This window comes from Qipengyuania sphaerica (assembly GCF_019711595.1).
Lineage (GTDB): Bacteria > Pseudomonadota > Alphaproteobacteria > Sphingomonadales > Sphingomonadaceae > Qipengyuania > Qipengyuania sphaerica.
This window is the reverse complement of record NZ_JAIGNR010000001.1, coordinates 208,482-225,112: the sequence shown is the minus strand read 5'-3', so window position 1 is coordinate 225,112 and position 16,631 is coordinate 208,482. Positions and strand designations below refer to the sequence as shown.

20 protein-coding genes are annotated in these 16,631 nt (G+C 62.8%); 14 read left to right on the top strand and 6 right to left on the bottom strand.

The window, feature by feature from the left end:
• Positions 1 to 71: 71 nt before the first annotated feature.
• The 3 genes from K3178_RS01185 to gmk are packed head-to-tail and all read left to right on the top strand — an operon-like array spanning position 72 to position 1,753.
• Positions 72 to 572, top strand: coding sequence for an SspB family protein (locus K3178_RS01185; RefSeq protein WP_221569566.1), 501 nt, complete (start codon positions 72 to 74; stop codon positions 570 to 572).
• A 40-nt stretch (positions 573 to 612) separates the two neighbouring features.
• Complete coding sequence (locus tag K3178_RS01180) at positions 613 to 1,050, top strand: hypothetical protein (RefSeq protein WP_221569565.1); 438 nt, start codon at positions 613 to 615, stop codon at positions 1,048 to 1,050.
• A gap of 52 nt (positions 1,051 to 1,102) precedes the next feature.
• Positions 1,103 to 1,753: a guanylate kinase gene (gene gmk, locus K3178_RS01175; protein WP_221569564.1), complete on the top strand. Its 651-nt coding sequence runs from the start codon at positions 1,103 to 1,105 to the stop codon at positions 1,751 to 1,753.
• Here gmk and K3178_RS01170 read toward each other — a convergent pair.
• The 4 genes from K3178_RS01170 to K3178_RS01155 are packed head-to-tail and all read right to left on the bottom strand — an operon-like array spanning position 1,750 to position 6,201.
• Complete coding sequence (locus K3178_RS01170) at positions 1,750 to 3,039, bottom strand: NADH:flavin oxidoreductase/NADH oxidase family protein (RefSeq protein WP_221569563.1); 1,290 nt, start codon at positions 3,037 to 3,039, stop codon at positions 1,750 to 1,752. The two genes, gmk and K3178_RS01170, sit on opposite strands and share 4 nt — an antisense overlap.
• 16 nt (positions 3,040 to 3,055) lie before the next feature.
• A complete protein-coding gene (locus tag K3178_RS01165) occupies positions 3,056 to 3,862 on the bottom strand; it encodes an SDR family oxidoreductase (protein WP_221569562.1) in 807 nt (268 codons plus the stop codon).
• A 14-nt stretch (positions 3,863 to 3,876) separates the two neighbouring features.
• A complete protein-coding gene (locus K3178_RS01160; RefSeq protein ID WP_221569561.1) occupies positions 3,877 to 5,016 on the bottom strand; it encodes an acyl-CoA dehydrogenase family protein in 1,140 nt (379 codons plus the stop codon).
• Between the two features lie 3 nt (positions 5,017 to 5,019).
• Entirely contained in the window at positions 5,020 to 6,201 is a 1,182-nt protein-coding gene (locus K3178_RS01155; RefSeq protein WP_221569560.1) for an acyl-CoA dehydrogenase family protein, read from the bottom strand.
• Between the two features lie 170 nt (positions 6,202 to 6,371).
• Here K3178_RS01155 and K3178_RS01150 point away from each other — a divergent pair, with 170 nt between their 5' ends.
• The 9 genes from K3178_RS01150 to K3178_RS01110 all read left to right on the top strand — a co-directional run bounded on the left by K3178_RS01150 (position 6,372) and on the right by K3178_RS01110 (position 14,264).
• Positions 6,372 to 7,223 carry an SDR family NAD(P)-dependent oxidoreductase gene (locus tag K3178_RS01150; RefSeq protein ID WP_221569559.1) on the top strand — a complete coding sequence of 284 codons (852 nt, stop codon included), beginning with the start codon at positions 6,372 to 6,374 and terminating at the stop codon, positions 7,221 to 7,223.
• Entirely contained in the window at positions 7,223 to 8,713 is a 1,491-nt protein-coding gene (locus K3178_RS01145; RefSeq protein WP_221569558.1) for an MFS transporter, read from the top strand. The genes K3178_RS01150 and K3178_RS01145 overlap by 1 nt, the downstream gene beginning before the upstream one ends.
• An 85-nt stretch (positions 8,714 to 8,798) precedes the next feature.
• Positions 8,799 to 10,133: an acyl-CoA dehydrogenase family protein gene (locus K3178_RS01140; protein ID WP_221569557.1), complete on the top strand. Its 1,335-nt coding sequence runs from the start codon at positions 8,799 to 8,801 to the stop codon at positions 10,131 to 10,133.
• Positions 10,133 to 11,221 (top strand): Zn-dependent alcohol dehydrogenase, encoded by a 1,089-nt coding sequence (locus tag K3178_RS01135; RefSeq protein ID WP_221569556.1) that lies wholly within the window; start codon positions 10,133 to 10,135, stop codon positions 11,219 to 11,221. Before K3178_RS01140 ends, K3178_RS01135 begins: the two co-directional genes overlap by 1 nt.
• A complete protein-coding gene (locus K3178_RS01130) occupies positions 11,221 to 12,306 on the top strand; it encodes a phosphotransferase family protein (protein WP_425594601.1) in 1,086 nt (361 codons plus the stop codon). The genes K3178_RS01135 and K3178_RS01130 overlap by 1 nt, the downstream gene beginning before the upstream one ends.
• A gap of 48 nt (positions 12,307 to 12,354) precedes the next feature.
• Positions 12,355 to 13,179, top strand: coding sequence for a 2,3,4,5-tetrahydropyridine-2,6-dicarboxylate N-succinyltransferase (gene dapD / locus K3178_RS01125; RefSeq protein WP_221569555.1), 825 nt, complete (start codon positions 12,355 to 12,357; stop codon positions 13,177 to 13,179).
• Between the two features lie 52 nt (positions 13,180 to 13,231).
• A complete protein-coding gene (locus tag K3178_RS01120; RefSeq protein ID WP_221569554.1) occupies positions 13,232 to 13,576 on the top strand; it encodes a hypothetical protein in 345 nt (114 codons plus the stop codon).
• Between the two features lie 18 nt (positions 13,577 to 13,594).
• On the top strand, positions 13,595 to 13,822 hold the full coding sequence (locus tag K3178_RS01115; protein WP_221569553.1) for a hypervirulence associated TUDOR domain-containing protein: 228 nt from the start codon (positions 13,595 to 13,597) through the stop codon (positions 13,820 to 13,822).
• Between the two features lie 16 nt (positions 13,823 to 13,838).
• Positions 13,839 to 14,264, top strand: coding sequence for a DUF1810 domain-containing protein (locus tag K3178_RS01110; protein ID WP_221569552.1), 426 nt, complete (start codon positions 13,839 to 13,841; stop codon positions 14,262 to 14,264).
• A gap of 54 nt (positions 14,265 to 14,318) precedes the next feature.
• Here K3178_RS01110 and K3178_RS01105 read toward each other — a convergent pair whose 3' ends face one another.
• A complete protein-coding gene (locus K3178_RS01105; RefSeq protein ID WP_221570737.1) occupies positions 14,319 to 15,566 on the bottom strand; it encodes a dipeptidase in 1,248 nt (415 codons plus the stop codon).
• 99 nt (positions 15,567 to 15,665) lie between these two features.
• Here K3178_RS01105 and K3178_RS01100 point away from each other — a divergent pair, with 99 nt between their 5' ends.
• The gene (locus K3178_RS01100; protein WP_221569551.1) at positions 15,666 to 15,956 is read left to right on the top strand and encodes a DUF427 domain-containing protein; all 291 of its coding nucleotides are present in this window, start codon (positions 15,666 to 15,668) and stop codon (positions 15,954 to 15,956) included.
• Positions 15,953 to 16,357, top strand: a complete 405-nt coding sequence (locus K3178_RS01095; RefSeq protein WP_345719833.1) for a DoxX family protein — start codon at positions 15,953 to 15,955, stop codon at positions 16,355 to 16,357. Before K3178_RS01100 ends, K3178_RS01095 begins: the two co-directional genes overlap by 4 nt.
• On the opposite strand, the gene K3178_RS01090 is transcribed toward K3178_RS01095, so the two are convergent.
• Entirely contained in the window at positions 16,358 to 16,609 is a 252-nt protein-coding gene (locus tag K3178_RS01090) for an SWIB/MDM2 domain-containing protein (protein WP_221569549.1), read from the bottom strand.
• Positions 16,610 to 16,631 lie beyond the last annotated feature (22 nt).

Sequence of the window (16,631 nt, the reverse complement as noted above, 5' to 3'; positions counted from 1 at the left end):
CAACTATCGATAGGGTAAAGACCACCTTAAACCGCTTGACCGCAGCCGCGCGCGGTTCCAATTTGCGCGGCATGAGCGAAGATACGCCAGACAGCCTCATCCCTTACGACACGATCGTGCAGGAAGCCCTGCGCGCCGTGGTTGGCCGGGTGCTCGGCGAAATCGAACAGGGCGGCAGCGAATTGCCCGGCGCTCACCACTTCTACATCACTTTCAAGACGCACGCTCCGGGCGTGTCGATCCCGGTACACCTGCGCGAACGCTTCCCCGACGAGATGACGATCGTGCTCCAGAACAAGTTCTGGGACCTGAACGTGCGCGAAGACGGTTTTTCGGTCGGCCTGTCGTTCAACCAGATCCCGGCAGAGCTCGACATTCCCTATTCGGCGATCACGCAATTCGTCGATCCGGCGGTCGATTTCGGGCTGCAGTTCCAGGCCACTGTCGCCGACATGGCGCCTGCCCCGACGGATGAGGCGGGCAATGACGAGGAACAGGCCGATGGCCTGCCCGTTGAAGGTGCGGAAGACGGCTCGAATGTCGTCACGGTCGATTTCGGCCGGAAGAACTAGGCGCTGGCCCTTCGCGGCCCGCCACAGCAACGGGGCAGGCATGGGACTATCGAGCAAAGAGGCACCGAACCACCTTACCGACAAGGTGAGCGACGGAATTGCGCGCGTCGAGCGCGAGTGGTCGGACGAAAACGGCGTGCCCGGGCCCAGCACCAATCCGTCGACCAACCTGATTATCAACGATATCCTGCTGCGCAGCGCAGGAAGACTGACGCGCCACACGCTGGAAAAGGCACTGCTCGGTCGGCAATATGGCAGCAAGTTCGCCAAGGAAGTGGTCGAGAACCGTTCGCTGGTGCAGACGCTGGCCGCATATGGCGTGACCAAGATCGCGACCAAGTCCGTACCGGGCGCGCTGCTGGTCGGCGGCGGGTTGCTTGCCAAGGTCATCTTCGACCGCAGCACCTCGCGCCGCAGTTCGCGCCGCAAGGGCGAAAAGGCCCTGCGCAAACAGTCCAGGGGCGAGACCGCCGTTTGAAACCGGCGCGGTCGGGGTTGATTCCGCCCCTCCCCTTGCGCCACTAGCGCGCATGGCCGAATCCACCGACAAACAAGAAGACGCACTCGCCCGCCGCGGGCTGATGTTTATCCTCTCCTCGCCCAGCGGGGCGGGCAAGACCACCATCAGCCGCATGCTGCTCGAGGCCGATCCGGCAATCAAGCTGTCGGTCAGCGTCACCACCCGCCCTCCGCGCCCGGGCGAAAAGGACGGCGTGGATTACTATTTCGTCGACGATGCCACCTTCGACCGGATGGTCGAGGAAGACGATTTCTACGAATGGGCGCACGTCTTCGGCCATCGCTACGGCACGCCCAAGGGCCGCATCCGCAACGCTCTCAAAGAGGGCCAGGACTTCCTCTTCGACATCGACTGGCAGGGCACGCAGCAGCTGAAACAGAAGGACGACCAGGATGTCGTCACCGTCTTCATCCTGCCGCCGAGCCTTGCCGAGCTACGCCAGCGCCTCGAAGCCCGCGCGCAGGACAGCGCCGAGGTGATCGACAGCCGCATGGAACGCGCCCGCGGCGAAATCAGCCACTGGGCGGAATATGACTATGTCGTGATCAACGACGATGTACAGGCGTGTTTTGCGAAAGTGCGCGAAGTGCTCGATGCCGAGCGCATGCGCCGGACGCGCCAGACGGGGCTGATCCCCTTCGTGCGGGAATTGATGGCTTAGGCGCCCCGCCGCGCAGCCATGATGCGCTTGTTGCGGTTCTCGACCAGCCTCAACGCGCGCATCACCGAAAAACTTTCGTCGGTTCGCCCCTCGTGGCCCAGCAGCCAGAGTTGCTGGTAGAACCAGTAAATGCCGGCGAAACCGCTCACCGCCTTGATAACCTGAAAGCGTTTGAGGAAGCCGAGCCACACGGGCAGCAGGTCGACCCGATCCTCATAGCGCGGCAAATCGTCGGCGCCCTCCATCAATTGCTTGGGCCCATCCGTCTGGACGCACAGCGGACGGCCGAGACCGATCACATCGGCCGCGCCGATAGCGAGTGCCTGCTCCATTGCGGCCCGCGTGCGAAAGCCACCGGTCACCATCAGGGGCACCGACACGGCATCCTGCATCGCCTTGGCGAAATCGACGAAATAAGCCTCGCGCGCGGCGGTCGTGGGCGCAACGTTCTGAAACGGCTCCTCTTCCACCCCTTCGATCCCCATCAGCTTGGGCTGTTCGTAGGTGCCGCCCGATATCTCGATCAGATCGACCGAGGCGGCCTCCAGCCACTGGACGACCTGCAGGCTATCCTCGAAATCGAACCCGCCTTTCTGGAAGTCGGCGCTGTTGAGCTTCACCGATATCGGAAACGCAGGGCCCACGGAATCGCGTACGGAGGCAACGATTTCCAGGAGGAAACGCGCGCGGTTTTCAAGGCTGCCGCCATATTCGTCGTCCCGTAGGTTCACCCGTGGACTGAGGAATTGCGAGACGAGATAGCCGTGCGCGCCATGCACCTGCACGCCGGTGAAGCCGGTATCCTTGCAGGCCCGCGCGGCGATCGCCCAGCGTTTCACCAAGTCCGCAATTTCGCCTTTCGTCAGCGGTTCGGGCTGGCCGAACTGGCCGCCAGGCAAGGCGAGCGCCACATCGGAAGATGATTTGGGTGCCGGATTGACCAGCTTGGGGGTCTGGCGTCCGCCGTGACTGATCTGGGCCCAGAGATGGTTGCCCGCCCGCGTCCCCGCCTTGGCCCACGCCACCAGTCGCGCCGCCATTTCGGCATCGGGCTCGCGGTCGATCACGACGTTGCCGGGCCTCTCGAGGTGGTCCTTGTCGATGATGATATTGCCGGTCAGCAGCATGCCCGCGCCGCCATCGGACCAGATGCCGTAAAGCCGCTCGAGCTCGGGCGTCGGGCGGCCATCCGGCGTGGCCAGCCCTTCGGTCATAGCACCCTTGGCGATGCGGTTGGGAAGCGTCGCTCCGCAGGGCAGTTCCAGCGGGTCCGACAGCTTCACCATGGCTTCATCCTCCAGCTTAGCGCCCTCCGGCCGGGTCCGCGAAGTGGGTCGGCAGGTGCGCGTTCACGATGCCGCCGTCGACCGCGATGGTTTCGCCCACCGTGTAATCACCCGCACGGCTGGCGAGGTAGACGCAGCTTCCGCCCATGTCGAACTTGTCGCCGACGCGCTTGTTGGGGATGCCCTGCGCGCTCGCCTCGGCATGGTCGCGCGCGACCTTGTTCATGTTCGAGGGGAATGCGCCCGGCGCGATGCCGGTGACATAGACGTGGTCCTTCACCAGCCGCGCGGCCATGCGGCGCGTGAGGTGGATGAGCGCGGCCTTCGAAGCCTGGTAGGAATAGGTTTCCCACGGGTTGATCCTGAGGCCGTCGATACTGGCGATGTTGATCACCTTGCCCGGCTTGTCCTGGCTGGCATTGGCAGTGAGCAGCTTGTGGAGCTTCTGCGTCAGGAAGAACGGCGTCTTGACGTTAAGGTCCATGACCTTGTCCCAGCCTTCTTCGGGAAAGTCGAGATAGTCCGCCCCCCAGGCCGCGCCCGCATTGTTGACGAGGATGTCGAGGTGGTCCTCCCTGGACGATAGCTCGGCCACCAGCTCGTCGATGCCTTCCATGGTCGAGATGTCCCCCTGGATCGGCACGACCTTCTCGCCCAGTTCCTCGGCGGTCTCATGCAGCTCGCCGCCCTTGCGCGCGGTGATGTAGACCCGCTCCGCACCTGCGGCGAGGAAACCCTCGACGATCATGCGTCCGATGCCGCGGCTCCCGCCGGTCACCAGCGCAACGCGGCCTTTCAGGCTGAACATGTCTTCGAGGGTCATTTTCTTTCTCCCGTTTAATAGCCGCTCATCTCGGCCACACGGCCTGCGTGGTAATACTGGTCACCGAGGAATTCCTGCAGCGCCCGGTCGCGTTTCATGTAGAGGCCGATATCGTATTCGTCGGTCATGCCGATGCCGCCATGCATCTGCACGCCTTCCTTCACCGCAAGGCCCGCGGCTTTGGCAACCTTGGCCTTGGCGACGCTGGCCATCAGGTCCGCCTTCTCGCTGCCGCCATCGAGCAGCTGGGCTGCCTTGATGGTGACCGCGCGGGCGATCTCGACTTCGGAATAGAGATGCGCGGCACGGTGCTGGAGCGCCTGGAATTCGCCGATGAGCTTGCCGAACTGCTTGCGCTGCTTGAGGTAGTCGACGGTCATGTCCATCGCGCCCTGCGCAACGCCGACACCCTCGGCAGCCGCACCCACGCGGCCCGCCATCAGCATGGCGTTCAAGACCTCACGGCCCCCGTCGACTTCGCCGATCACGGCATCGCCGTCGAGCTCGACGCCGTCGAAGGTGACATGGCTCGCCATCGAGCTGTCGACGAGGCGCACGCTGTCGTGGCTCATGCCCGATGCGTCCTGCGGGACGGCGAAGAGCGTGACGCCGTCAGTGTCGCTGTCGCTGCCCGAAGTGCGCGCGGCAACGACGATCATTTCGGACGAGGCGCCGTAGACCACGAAGTCCTTCTTGCCCGACAGCTTGAAGCCGTTGCCCGACTTTTCCGCCCGGCAGGCAATGGTTTCGGGACGGTGCTTCGCGCCTTCATCGATGGCGACGGCATAGACCTTCTCGCCCTCGATCAGGCCCGGCAGCCAGCGCCCGCGCACATCGTCGCCGCCATGCTTCAAGGCAGTTGCTGCGAGCACGGAAGAGGAAAGGAAGGGCGAAGGCGTGAGATTGCGGCCGATCTGTTCGAGCACGATGCCCGCCTCGACATGACCCATGCCGAGCCCGCCGTCGTCTTCGCCCACCAGCATGCCGGTGAAGCCCATTTCGGCAAACTGCTTCCACAGGCCGTGGCCGAAGCCGTCCTTGCAATCGCGGTCGCGCCAGTGGCGCAGCTGCTTGGGAATAGCGCCTTCTTCGCCCATGAATTGCTGGGCGGTCTCGGCGAGCATCGCCTGGTCGTCGTCGTAATAAAGGGGCATCGATCAGGCTCCCGGCAGGTCGAGGATACGCTTCGAGATGACGTTGAGCATGACTTCGCTCGTGCCGCCCTCGATCGAATTGGCCTTGGTGCGCAGCCAGTTACGCGACGGCTTGCCGCCACCCGTTTCCTCGCTCTCCCATTCCAGAGCGCGGCTGCCGCCGGCAGCCATCATCAGTTCGTGGCGGCGCTTGTTCAGCTCGGTCCCTGCATATTTCATCATGTTCGGCTGTGCGGGGTGCGCCTTGCCGACCTTCAGCTCGTCGAGGAATTTCTCGCCCATCGCGGTATAGGCCAGCGCATCGACATCGAACTGCGCGAGTTCGGCGCGCAGCACGGGGTCGAGTTCGCCCGCATTGCGCTTCATCGCTGCGCCGATGGCTGCTGTACGGTCGCCGCCGCCCGCGCCCGAAATCATCTCGCGTTCGTGGCCAAGGAGGTATTTCGCCACGTCCCAGCCGCGGTTGATTTCGCCGACATAGCCGGGGCAATCCTCGCCATAGGACTTGGGCACGCTCACATCGTCGAAGAAGGTTTCGCAGAATGGGCTGTTGCCGCTGATCAGCTTGATCGGCTTGGTGGTGACACCGCCCGCCGCCATGTCGAACAGCATGAAGGTGATGCCCTGGTACTTGTTCTGCTTGTCGGTGCGCACAAGGCAGAAGATCCAGTCGGCCTCGTCGGCATAGGAGGTCCAGATCTTCTGGCCGTTGACCACCCAGTGATCGCCCATGTCTTCGCCGAAGGTCTGCATCGAGACGAGGTCGGAACCCGAACCCGGTTCGGAATAGCCCTGGCACCAGCGGATTTCGCCGCGCGCGATTTCATTGAGGAAGCGCTGCTTCTGGCCTTCGGTGCCGAAGTGCAGCAGCGCCGGGCCCAGCATCCAGATGCCGAAGCTGGAAAGCGGCGGACGCGCGCCGATCTTCGCCATTTCCTGGCGCAATACCTTGCCCTCTGCCGGGCTGAGGCCGGCGCCGCCATATTCCTTCGGCCATTCGGGAACGGTGTAGCCCTTGTCACGACAGGCCTCGAACCAGGCCTTCTGCGCATCGTTCTTGAAGGTGGCGTTGCGGCCGCCCCAGTAGATATCGCCCTCGTCCTTGACGGGCTTGCGCATTTCAGGGGGGCAATTGGCTTCGAGCCATTCGCGCGTTTCGGCGCGGAAGCTTTCCAGATCGGGCACGGACCGACTCCTCTCAGGTCTCCTCGGTTGACGTTTACGTTAGGGTGATTCGCGGCCTTGCCGCAAGGGCGTTTCCGGCAGAGCGCCATGCCGTAGCGTCAGGTGGTTTACGTTGACGTGATGGGTCGCTTCCCTAAGCTGGAAACCAAGGAAATCCGGGAGAGAGACCGATGCGATTCACCGGCAAGACGGTGGTAATTACTGGCGCTGCATCGGGCATCGGCGCCGAGACGACGCGGCTGTTCGCAAGCGAAGGCGCAACCGTCTTCGCCTCCGATATCGACGATGACGGCGGCAAGGCGCTCGAGAGCGAAGCCGGGGGCGATGTCCGTTATCGCCACTGCGACGTCTGTTCGCCCGGTGACATCCGCAAGCTGATGGACGGGGCGGCGCAAGAGACGGGTGGCATCGACGTGGTCTTCAACAATGCGGGCGCCGGCGGCGCGCGTCCTGGCATAGACGAGATCGAACCCGAGGAATGGGACCGCACGATGGACCTGCTACTGCGCTCGGTGGCAATGGGAATCCGCTACGCCGTGCCGCACATGAAGGGCCGCAAGGGTGCGAGCATCGTCAATGTATCCAGCGTCGCAGCGGTCGGTCCCGGCTATTCGCCGACCGCCTATGCCGTCGCGAAGGCCGGCGTTTTGCACCTCACCAAATGCGCAGCGACCGACCTAGCCCAGCATGGCATAAGGGTGAACGCGGTGCAGCCCGGCTTCATCAATACCAATATCTTCACTTCCTCGCTCGAAATGCCGGAGGAAATGGTGAGCATGGCCAAGGCTGCGATCGCGCAGATGTCGTCGAATGCGCAGCCGGTCATGCGCGGAGGGCAGCCGCGCGACATCGCCGAGGCGGTGGCCTTCCTCGCCAGCGATGCGGCGGGCTTCATGACCGGCGCCTCGATGCTGGTCGATGGTGGCATAACGCTCGGCCCGCGCCACAGCTGGGACCCGGAAACGCCGGGAATGTTCGAAGCCCTTGAAGCCATGGAGAAACAGGCTCAAGGCCTAAGCTGATGGCATTCGTCGAAGGCCCCCTGTCCCAGCGCCTCAAGATCGTCCACGGCTTCGGCGCGGTGGCGTTCGGGGTGAAGGACCTCGGCTTCAGCTTCTTCCTGCTGATTTTCTATAACCAGGTCCTTGGAATGGACGCGCGGCTCGTCAGCCTTGCGCTGCTGATCGCCTTGCTCGTCGATGCTGTGATCGATCCGATCATCGGCAATTTGTCGGATCGGACCTATACCCGCTGGGGGAGACGTCTTCCGTGGCTTTATCTCGCCCCTGTACCGCTCGCGCTTATGTGGGTTCTCCTGTGGCATCCGCCGGGCGGTGAGGCTCCGAGTTTCCTCGGCCTGATTGCGATCGCTATCGGTGTTCGCATTCTGCTGTCTGCCTGCGAGGTGCCGTCGATCAGTCTCGTGCCCGAAATTACGCAGGATTACGATGAGCGAACCACGCTGTTCCGTTATCGCTTCCTGTCGGGTTGGCTGGGCGGAATCGTTATGATGATCCTTGCCTACACGGTCTTCATGTCCGGGCCCGACGGATTGCTGCAAGAGGAAGGCTATCTGAGCTTCGGCATCTTCGGGGCGATGCTGATGGTGCTGTCGGTCGCCGGTTCGGCGCTGGGCCAGCACCGCCTGGTGGCACGACTGCCGGAAAACCGCCCGCCGCCATTTTCGCTCAGAAGCGCTTTTTCCGAGATATTCGACGCTTTTTCCGAGCGCAGCTTCCTGTTCTTCGCTGCCGGGGCGCTGGCGGCCTACGTCAACCAGGGCATGGCATTCTCGATATCGAATTACCTCAATGTCTTCGTCTGGCAGCTCGACCAACCGATCGTCGAGGGCGCACCTTCATGGTTCACCGGCCTCTTGGGATATGCTCTGACGCTCTTCGCCTCGGTGGTCATGATGTTCTTCGTGGTGGGCCAGATGCACCGCGCCTACGGGAAGGCGAGGAGTGCCGCCATCGGGGCCTATTGCAGCGTGATCATTGGATTGGCCCCCTATGCCCTGGTGCTGGCGGGGTTCTGGCCGGAGCTGGGCACTCCGGTTTCGACCTTCGGATTCCTTGGCATGCTCCTGTTTGCCAACATGTTCGGCGTGATCATGATGATCTCGGCGACTTCGATGATTGCCGAAGTTGTCGAAGCATTCGAAGAGCGGACAAACCGTCGCGCCGAGGGTGCTTTCTACTCGGGCAACTGGTTGATCCAGAAGTGTGCCACCGGGGTCGGCATTTTCCTCACCGGGCAGATCGTAGCGGCATCGCAGCTCCCCGATGGAGCGCGTGCGGACAGTGTGGAGATGAGCGTCTTGTCGGACATGATCATCTATCACGGCGCGGCCGCCATCGTTCTCGCCGTGCTGGCTGCATACTGGCTCGGCCGGTTTCCGATCAGCCGCGCAGAACATGAGGCAAGGCTGGAGACACTCGCACAGCGACGGCGCGATGCGATTGACGCTGCGGCGAGGGGGGATATCGACGCTGGCACGATCGTGCCGTGAGAAATTTCCCGCAAAAATGACTTGGCGCAGCGCTGGCTCCCATGCCAGTTTCACGCCGCAACTGATTTGAGAGAGGACCGACAAGATGGATTTCCAGCCCACCGAAAGGCAAACCTACTGGCGCGACCGGGTGAAGAATTTCATCGAGGCGCACGTCCGCCCCGCCGTGCCGACCTACAAGGCACAGGATGCCGAGGGCGAGCGCTGGAAGGTCATCCAGGTGGTCGAGGACCTCAAGGCCAAGGCCAAAGCGGAGGGCATCTGGAACCTCTTCATGCCGCCGCGCAACGACGGCCACCACCATGTCGACGAGACCTATGATTTCGAAGGCCCGGGCCTCACCAACCTCGAATATGCGCTCTGCGCCGAGGAAATGGGCCGCATCGGTTTCGCATCCGAAGTCTTCAACTGCTCCGCGCCCGACACCGGCAATATGGAAGTCTTCCATCGCTACGGCACGCGCGAGCAGAAGGAAAAGTGGCTCACCCCGCTGATGAACGGCGAAATCCGTTCGGCCTTCCTCATGACCGAGCCCTTCACCGCTTCGTCGGATGCGACCAACATCGAAACCCGCATCGAGCGCGATGGCGACGAATACGTCATCAACGGTCGCAAATGGTGGTCGTCGGGCGTGGGCGATCCGCGCTGCAAGGTCGCCATCGTCATGGGCAAGACCGACTTTTCCGCCGGCCGTCATGCACAGCAGTCGATGATCCTGATGCCGATGGACGCGCCGGGCGTGAAGATCCTGCGCCACCTGCCCGTCTTCGGCTACGACGATGCGCCGCACGGGCACATGGAAGTCGAATTGAAGGATGTGCGCGTGCCCGTCACCAACATGCTGCTGGGTGAAGGCCGCGGTTTCGAAATCGCGCAAGGGCGCCTCGGCCCGGGCCGTATCCACCACTGCATGCGCACCATCGGCGTTGCCGAGGAAGCGCTGCACAAGATGTGCAAGCGCCTGCAGGAGCGCGAAGCTTTCGGCAAGCCGATCTACAAGCATTCGGTCTGGGAAGAGCGCGTGGCGCGCGCGCGCATCGATATCGACATGACCCGGCTGCTCTGCCTCAAGGCAGCCGACATGATGGACAAGGTCGGCAACAAGGCAGCCAAGCAGGAAATTGCCATGATCAAGGTGCAGGCACCCAACATGGCGCTGCGCATCATCGATGATGCAATCCAGGCCCACGGCGGCGGCGGCGTTTCGGACGATTATGGTCTCGCCAATGCCTATGCCCACCAGCGCACGCTGCGCCTTGCCGATGGTCCGGACGAGGTCCATGCCCGTTCGATCGCGCGCATGGAATTCGCCAAGCACATGCCCGAAGAAGGCCCGACGGCGAACGCCCTGCGTGACGGCAAGGGCCCGACCGCCGGCGACGACCGGCTGAGCTCGGGTGACATGGGGGCGACCCGCTGATGGCAAAGGCGGCAATCCTCGAAAGTGTAGGCGGACTGACGATCGGCGAGGTCGAACTTGCCGATCCCGCCCCGCACGAAGTCCTGATCGACACCAAGGCCTGCGGCCTCTGCCATTCGGACCTGCACTTCATCGAAGGCACATATCCGCACCCGCTCCCGGCCATTCCGGGCCACGAGGCGGCTGGCGTGGTCCGCGCGGTCGGCAGCGAGGTGAAGACCGTGAAGCCGGGCGACCATGTCGTCTCCTGCCTCTCGGCCTTTTGCGGACACTGCGAATTCTGCGTCACCGGCCGCATGGCGCTGTGCATGGGAGCTGACACGCGCCGTGCGCAGGATGCCGCCCCGCGCATCATGCGTGCGGACGGCAGTGGGCCGGTCGCGCAGATGCTCAACCTCTCTGCCTTTGCCGAACAGATGCTGATCCACGAGCATGCCTGCGTTGCTATCGACAAGGATATGCCGCTCGACCGGGCCGCCGTTATCGGCTGCGCGGTAACGACCGGTGCGGGCACGATATTCAACGCATGCTCGGTGGTGCCGGGCGAAACCGTGGCGGTAGTCGGCTGCGGCGGTGTCGGCCTCGCCGCGATCAATGCGGCCAAGATCGCCGGCGCGGGCAAGGTCATCGCCATCGACCCGATCAAGGAAAAGCGTGATCTTGCCGCGGTCCTCGGTGCGACGCACACGGTCGATGCCATGGCGGACAACGCGGTCGAGGAAGCCATGAAGATTTCCGGCGGCGGCGTGCACCACGCGATCGAGGCGGTCGGACGCCAGGCCAGTGCCGATCTCGCGGTAAAGATATTGCGGCGCGGCGGCACGGCGACAATCCTCGGCATGATGCCATTGGACTGCAAGGTCGGCCTTGGCGCGATGGACCTGCTTTCGGGCAAGAAGCTGCAGGGCGCGATCATGGGCATGAACCACTTCCCGGTCGACCTGCCGCGTCTCGTCGATTTCTATATGCGCGGCCTGCTCGATCTCGACACGATCATCGCCGAGCGCATTCCGCTTGAGCAGATCAACGAGGGCTTCGAGAAGATGAAACGGGGCACATCGGCCCGCAGCGTGGTGGTGTTCGACTGATGGCAGAGACCGGCATGACCGATATCGATTTCGACAAGGAAATGGTCGGCACGATCGAGGTGCCCGAGCGCGACCAGCTCGACATGGACAAGCTGACTGCCTGGTTCGAGGCCAATGTCGAAGGCTTTGAAGGCCCGATTTCCTATTCGAAATTCAAGGGCGGCCAGTCGAACCCGACCTATCGGATCGATACTCCGGACCGTTCCTACGTCCTGCGGCGCCAGCCTTTCGGAAAGCTTCTGCCGAGCGCGCATGCGGTAGACCGCGAATACATGGCGATGCACGCGCTTGGGCCCACCGGCTTCCCGGTGCCGAAGACTTACGGCCTCTGCGAGGACCCGGGAGTCATCGGTTCTAAATTCTTCGTCATGGGCCTCGCCGACGGACGTAGCTTATGGAATGGCGCGCTGCCGGATTACTCGCCTGCCGAGCGCCGCGAAATCTACAACGCCATGATCGACACCATGGCCGAGTTGCACCTGCGCAAGCCCGACGAGATCGGCCTCGGCGATTACGGCAAGCCGACCGACTATTGCGCGCGCCAGATCGCGCGCTGGTCGAAGCAGTACAAGCTTTCCGAAACCGAGCACATGGAAAAGATGGAGCGGCTGATCGAATGGCTACCGCAGACCATCCCGCCGCAGCACGAGAGCAGCGTCGTCCATGGCGACTACCGGCTCGACAATATGATTTTCGAGAAGGACGCGAACAAGGTCCTCGCCGTGCTCGACTGGGAACTGTCGACGCTTGGCGATCCGATTGCCGACTTCAGCTATCTCATGCTCAACTGGCACAATCCGCATGACGGGCGTGCGGGCCTCTTGGGACTCGACCTCGACGAATTGGGCATTCCCTCGCAGGACGAGGCGGTCGAGCGTTATGTCGCGAAGACCGGCTATCCCGTCCCGCCGATGGATTGGTATTTCGCCTACAACCTCTTCCGGCTCGCCGGCATCATGCAGGGCATCAAGAAGCGCGTCATCGACGGCACGGCCTCCTCAGCCCACGCCAAGGCGATGAGCGAGCGCGTCGGACCGCTGGTCGACCGCGCCTATGAATTCGCCGTGGCTGCGGGGATGGACTAGCGCGCCCACGCTGCTAACGACCTCTCCGTCATTCAAACGGAGAACAGCATGAGCGCCGACCTCGAAAACCGCATCGAAGCCGCGTGGGAAGACCGCGCCAACGTCACGCCGCAGTCGAGCGACGTGCGCGAAGCGGTCAATGCTGCGCTGGCCTTGCTCGACAGCGGTGAGGGTCGCGTCGCGCAGCCCGACGGCAAGGGAGGCTGGCACGTCAACCAGTGGCTGAAAAAGGCCGTGCTGCTCTCCTTCCGCCTCAACGACAACCGCGTGATGGAGGGCGGCAGCGCCGGACACCCCGCCTTCGACAAGGTGCCGAGCAAGTTTGCCGGCTGGGACGATGCAAAGTTTCGCGAGGCGGGTTTCCGCGTGGTCCCCGGCGCGATCGCCCGCGAAGGCGCTTATATCGCGCCCGGCTGCGTGCTGATGCCGAGCTTCGTCAACATCGGCGCCTATGTCGGCAAGGGCACCATGGTCGATACCTGGGCCAGCATCGGCTCCTGCGCGCAGATCGGCGAGAACTGCCACATCTCGGCAGGCGCGGGCATCGGCGGCGTGCTTGAACCGATGCAGGCCAACCCGACAATCATCGGCGACAATTGCTTCATCGGCGCGCGCTCGGAAATCGTCGAAGGCGTGATCGTCGGCGAAGGCTGCGTCGTTTCGATGGGCGTCTTTATCACGCAGTCGACCAAGATCGTCTACCGCGACACGGGCGAGGTGATCCGCGGCCATCTCCCGCCCTATTCGGTCGTCGTTCCCGGCACGCTTGCGGGCAAGAATGGCGGCCCCGGCCTCGCCTGCGCCGTCATCGTGAAAACGGTCGATGCGCAGACCCGCGAGAAGACGAGCACCAATGACCTGCTTCGCGACTAGGAACATTCCCCTCCCCAAGCCGTAGAACTGCCTGAAACCCGCGGGATCGCGATTGCAGGGAGTATTTTACGTGCACAAGGAAGGCGACGAAGTCCACGTCAGCGAAACCGAAGCCAGCGGCGGCTCCAAGGAAGGCGTCGTACGTTGGGTATTGGCAGGCGGGCTGCTGCTCGCCGTATTGCTGATGTCAATCGTCTGGATCATCCCCGCGATGACACAGGGCGATGTCGAGGAAGAAGCCACGGTCAGCGGCGAGATCCGGTCGATGGAAGAAGAAGGCGACGGCACCGACAGCATCGTCGGCGTGCCGAGCGACACCGATCTCGGCGACGACGAAGTTCCTGCGCTCGAAGACCAGACCGAGACCGAAAACGGTATCGACGTGATTGAGAACTGAACCGCAAGGAGTGGTCGCATGAGCAATTCGAACAGCTTCCAGACCGACCAGTATGTCGAGTGGAACTGGGGCAACGGCAAGGGCAAGGGTCAGATCAAGGAGCGCTTCGAGCGCGAGGTCACCCGCACGCTGCAGGGCACCGAGGTCACCAAGGATGGCGACGAGGACAATCCTGCTTACCTGATAAAACAGGAAGACGGTGACGAGGTGCTGAAACGCGGCTCGGAACTCTCGGCGCAGAACTGAAGACCCACGGTCCGCCATGAGCGACCCCTTCGAACACTTCGTCAAGGCGCAAGACGGCGGCACCTACGAGCAGGCGCTCGAGGAAATCGCCGAGGGCCGCAAGACCAGCCACTGGATGTGGTTCGTCTTCCCCCAGATCGCGGGCCTCGGCAAAAGCGGCAAGGCTAAGAAATATGCCATCGCCGATCTCGACGAAGCGCGCGATTATTGCGCGCATGAGGAATTAGGCCCTCGGCTGTTCGAGGCCACCGAAGCAATGCTTGAATGGGCCGGCACGATGAGCGCCGAAGATATTCTCGGCGAGGTCGATGCGATGAAATTCCGCAGTTCGATGACTCTGTTCGAAAACGCCTGCGACGATGAAGATTCGCAGGTGTTCTCCGATGCTCTCGAAGCCTTCTACGATGGCGAGCGCTGTCCCCTGACGCGGGACCGGATGTAATCTCGAAATTGACGGTCCGGATCGGATCGTTCGATCCGGACCGTCAGCGATAAATTAGTCGTCGCGCGGTTTTCCGGCCGGATATTCGATCGGCGCGGCACCAGCCTGGCTCGCGGCATAGGCTTCGGCCTCGCGCATGGCGCGCATCATGTTGCGCATCGAGATTTTTTCCAAGTCTTCCTGCGAATAGCCGCGCCGCGCCAGCTCCTCGAACAGCGCCGGATAACCGGTCACGTCCTCCATTCCCGATGGTCCATGCGGCATGCCGTCGTAATCCCCGCCGATGCCGATAAAGTCGATCCCCGCGACATTGCGGATGTGGTCGATATGATCGGCCATGTCGGCAATGGTCGAGACCGGCTCGCGGTTTTCCGCATCCCACTTCGCCATCAGCGCCTCGACCTGGTCGGGCAGGCCGGAATAGAGCGCCTTGAGCCGCGCCTCCTCCGCAGCGCGGTTGGCCGAGTGGTTGCGAAGGTCTTCGTTGATGAACCACGGCAGCGCCACCACCATGACCACCCCGCCGTTCAGGGGGAGGCGCTGCAGCACGCTGTCAGGTACGTTTCGCAGGTGGCCGGTCACACCGCGTGCGCCCGAGTGGCTGAAAATGACCGGCGCGCGTGCCGCATCGAGCGCGTCGTGCATCGCTTCTTCGCTCACATGGCTGAGATCGACCATCATGCCGATCCTGTTCATCTCGCGGATGACATCCATGCCGAAGGCGTTGAGCCCGCCATGCCTCGGCGCATCGGTCGCGCTGTCCGCCCAGTCGAGCGTCTTGCCATGCGTGATGGTCATGTAACGTGCACCGAGATCGTACATCTGGCGCAGCACGGCCAGGCTGCTTCCGATCGAATGGCCCCCTTCCATACCGAGGAGCGAGGCGATCTTGCCATCGGCGATCGCGGCCTCGACATCGGCGGCAGTCAAAGCCATCTTTAGCGAATCCGGATAGCGTGCGATCAGGCGCTTTGTGACGTCGATCTGTTCGATTGTCTGCTGGACTGCCATCGGCTCGTCGAGGTCCGCGCTGACATAAACCGACCACCACTGCGCCCCGACTTCGCCGCGGTCCAGCCGCGCAAGGTCGCTATGCATCGCGTCATGGTCCCCTTCCGCCATGTCGAGCGTATCGCGGAAATCGAAGCTGTTGATCATGTTGTCGAAGCGTGCGCGAAGCTGGATCGGCACATCGTTGTGCCCGTCCCAGACCGGGGCCGCTTCGAGCGCGGCTTCAGCCGTTTCACGCGGGGTTTGTGCAGCGAGAGGACATGCGGCAAGTGCCAGCGCGGCGACGCCCATGTAGCGACCAATGGTTTTCACGATATTCTCCTTGGCGGAACCCGTTATCTTGTCGATGGCTCTTCTAGCGAATGCATCGTCTTTTGAAAGGAAAGCCTCATGACTGTTGTCGCAAGATGGAACGGCGAGGAAATTGCCCGCAGCGACGATACCGTGGTGGTCGAGGGCAACCACTATTTTCCCGCCTCCGATGTCGCCCGCAGTGCCCTCGTCCCGAGCGAGCACACCAGTACATGCCCGTGGAAGGGGACCGCCAGCTATCATTCGATCAACGCAGGCGGCGCAATCAATGAAGACGCGGCATGGTATTATCCCGAGCCCAAGCAGGCGGCGTCGGAAATCAAGGACCGGATCGCCTTCTGGAAGGGTGTGGAAGTGATCGAGGAGTGATCCGTACAGGCCTGCGCTGGCTGCTCGCCGCGTTCTACGCAATTGCAGGTTATGCGCATATCGCCAATCCCGCCCCCTTCCTTGCGATAATGCCTGCCTGGGTTCCTGCCGCTGAAGCGGTCGTCTTCTGGACAGGCATAGCCGAACTGCTGGGCGCAGCGGCGCTGGTCCAGCCGTGGTCGGCACATGTGAGAAAAGCCGGCGCGATCGGGCTCGCACTTTACGCAATCTGCGTGTTCCCCGCCAACATCAATCAATTCGCCATGGACATGGCACGCGAGGACGGGGGTCTTGGGCTGGCCTATCACGTACCGCGCATGATCGCGCAGCCGGTGTTGGTGTGGCTGGCCCTGTGGGTCGGCGGCGTCACGAACTGGCCGTGGCGCCGCCGCTCCGGATAATCAGGACATGTGCTTCGAAACGGCACCGGTCATCTTGAACATCGAGATCTGGCTGTTGCCGATCACGGCGCCAAGCTTGGCATCGGGATTGATCATGCGCTTGTCCTTCGAATCCTGAAGGTTGTTCGCCTTGATGTGATCCCACACCTTCTTGGTGACCTGGGCGCGGGTCATGGGACCCTTGCCGACCACGTTTTCCAGTTCCGGCGAGAGGTTCACCGGCTTCTGCAGAGCGTTGTTCTTGCCAGCCATTTCAGTATCCTTTCAGTTGGCT